Origin of the sequence: Polaromonas sp. (genome assembly GCF_018780625.1) — a bacterium.
GTDB lineage: Bacteria > Pseudomonadota > Gammaproteobacteria > Burkholderiales > Burkholderiaceae_C > Polaromonas.
In genome coordinates, this window is record NZ_JADMJK010000009.1 from 1 (window position 1) to 2,111 (window position 2,111).

General features: G+C 65.9%; 4 protein-coding genes and 1 pseudogene. 2 read left to right on the forward strand and 3 right to left on the reverse strand.

What is annotated here, in order from left to right:
• Both IV091_RS00870 and IV091_RS00875 read left to right on the forward strand, forming a co-directional pair.
• Positions 1 to 401: pseudogene (locus tag IV091_RS00870) on the forward strand (excinuclease ABC subunit UvrA); the annotation flags it as partial.
• A gap of 102 nt (positions 402 to 503) precedes the next feature.
• Entirely contained in the window at positions 504 to 953 is a 450-nt protein-coding gene (locus IV091_RS00875; RefSeq protein ID WP_293464084.1) for an acyl-CoA thioesterase, read from the forward strand.
• 12 nt (positions 954 to 965) lie between these two features.
• Here IV091_RS00875 and IV091_RS00880 read toward each other — a convergent pair whose 3' ends face one another.
• Genes IV091_RS00880 through IV091_RS00890 form a run of 3 tightly spaced genes read right to left on the reverse strand, consistent with a single transcriptional unit; the run spans position 966 to position 2,027 of the window.
• On the reverse strand, positions 966 to 1,289 hold the full coding sequence (locus tag IV091_RS00880; protein WP_293464085.1) for a YqjK family protein: 324 nt from the start codon (positions 1,287 to 1,289) through the stop codon (positions 966 to 968).
• Positions 1,279 to 1,674, reverse strand: coding sequence for a phage holin family protein (locus IV091_RS00885; RefSeq protein WP_293464086.1), 396 nt, complete (start codon positions 1,672 to 1,674; stop codon positions 1,279 to 1,281). Before IV091_RS00885 ends, IV091_RS00880 begins: the two co-directional genes overlap by 11 nt.
• Before the next feature lie 35 nt (positions 1,675 to 1,709).
• Complete coding sequence (locus tag IV091_RS00890; protein WP_293464087.1) at positions 1,710 to 2,027, reverse strand: DUF883 family protein; 318 nt, start codon at positions 2,025 to 2,027, stop codon at positions 1,710 to 1,712.
• Positions 2,028 to 2,111: the final 84 nt, after the last annotated feature.

Consider the following 2,111-nt stretch of genomic DNA (forward strand, 5'->3'; position numbering starts at 1 on the left):
GCAAGCTGCACACGCTGCTCGACGTGGGCCTGTCCTACATCAAGCTGGGCCAGGCGGCGACCACGCTGTCGGGCGGCGAGGCCCAGCGCGTCAAGCTCGCGCTGGAACTGAGCAAGCGCGACACCGGCCGCACGCTCTACATCCTCGACGAGCCGACCACCGGCCTGCACTTTGCCGACATCGATTTGCTGCTGAAAGTCTTGCACCAGCTGCGCGACGCGGGCAACACCATCGTGGTGATCGAGCACAACCTGGACGTCATCAAGACCGCCGACTGGCTGATTGACATGGGCCCCGAAGGCGGCGCCGGCGGCGGCACCGTGGTCGGCGTGGGCACGCCCGAAGACCTGGCGGCCAACCCGGACAGCCACACCGGGCGCTACCTGGCGCGCCTGCTCTGACCTCGCCGCCTTGGTGCTGGCCGGCTGGCGCTAAAAGAAAAGCCTGCGGCGGGCATGCTGTTTTCCCGATAATGGGCGTCCAACCTTTACAAAACACCCGCCATGTCCTCCATCACGCTGCGTTTCCTGGCTGAACCCCACACCGTCAACTTTGGCGGCAAGGTGCATGGCGGAACCGTCATGAAATGGATAGACGAGGCCGGCTACGCCTGCGCCACGCGCTGGGCCAAGCGCTACTGCGTCACGGTGTCGGTGGGCAGCATCCGGTTTCATCGCCCCATCATGATCGGCGATCTGGTCGAGGTGCAAGCCCGCCTGGCCTATACCGGCAGGACCAGCATGAACATCACCGTGGAAGTGCGCAGCGGCGACCTGAAAACCGGCCAGATGGAAACCATCACCGAATGCCTGGTGGTGTTTGTGGCGCTTGACACTGACGGCCAGCCCCTTGCCGTGCCGGCCTGGCAGCCTGAAACGCCCGGCGATTTTGCGCTGGCGCAGCGCGTCAAGGCCCACCTTGATGCGGCCCGCGCCGCGCCACTGGGCGCCTGAGGTAACGGGGCTTTAGCGCAGCCAGCGGCCCAGCAGCGACGACGGCACCCAGGCACGCAGCGCACGCCAGCTGCGCCACAGCGCCACACCGCGCCCCAGCCAGCGCAAGGCGCGGCGCGGCTTGAGCAGCACCAGCGCCGACACCGCCAGCAGCACCGGCAGCGGGTGGCTTTTCAGGTAGGCCACGGCACCGCGCACCAGCGACACGATGCGCTGGCCGGCATCCGATGCATTTTGCAGCGGCACCAGCTGCTGCGCCAGGGTGGCGCGCTGGCTGGCAATGCGCTCGCGCAGCCGGCCGCGCTGCTGATGCAGTTCCAGCAGGCTATTTTTCATGGCCGGCGGCCGCCTTGAGTTGGCGCAGGTCTTCCTGCAACTCGGCCAGGCTGGCCTCGAACGGGGAGGTGGATTGCGCGTTGCTGCGGCGCAGTGCCGTGTACAAATACCCGGCCACACCCCAAAACAGCAGGGTGAATGCGCCCACCACCCAGACACGGCTGTCCCACCACAGGATCACCGCCAGCGCCACGGCCAGCAGCACGCCCAGGCCCACGCAAAACGCCAGCGCCAAACCCAGCACCAGCTGCTGCAGGGCATGGTGCTTTTCGGTCTGGATTTCATTGGCCAGCAGCGCCAGCCGCACCTGAACCGTGCCCAGCACGGTGGCCACGATGTTTCTTAGCGCGGCCAGCGGGCCGGAGCCGCCCGATTCATGGGCCATAAAAGCGGATCGTTCCCTGAAAACCGACCCGCAATTCAGCGACGGCCAATGACCAGGCCCAGCAGCAGCCCCACGCCAGCGGCAACACCAATGGAGGTCCAGGGCGACTCGTGGACGTAGGCGTCGGTAGCCCTGGCGGCGGCCTTGGTCTTGGCGACGAGCACGGCTTCGGCGTCGCCCAGACGCACTTTGGCATCGTGAAGGCGGGCCTGCACGCGGGCACGCAAGGTAGCGACTTTTTCGCCGGCCTGGTCAGCCGTGGCGGACAGCATTTCTTCGGCGTCCGAGATCACGGCCTTGATGTCGGAGACCAATTGTTCTTGCGCTTCTACGCTGGCTCGGGTATCGGACATGGTGGACCTTTCAAAAAATAATGGATGCGCAAAGGTTAGCAGATTCGCACCCGGCGCCGCGTCTTTTCCCGCTTGTAGGGAATA

Excerpts from the sequence above, each read along its gene's own strand:
- IV091_RS00875 (WP_293464084.1), top strand. The coding sequence starts at position 504 with ATGTCCTCCATCACGCTGCGTTTCCTGGCTGAACCCCACACCGTCAAC.
- IV091_RS00885 (WP_293464086.1), bottom strand. The coding sequence starts at position 1,674 with ATGGCCCATGAATCGGGCGGCTCCGGCCCGCTGGCCGCGCTAAGAAAC.
- IV091_RS00890 (WP_293464087.1), bottom strand. The coding sequence starts at position 2,027 with ATGTCCGATACCCGAGCCAGCGTAGAAGCGCAAGAACAATTGGTCTCC.
- IV091_RS00880 (WP_293464085.1), bottom strand. The coding sequence starts at position 1,289 with ATGAAAAATAGCCTGCTGGAACTGCATCAGCAGCGCGGCCGGCTGCGC.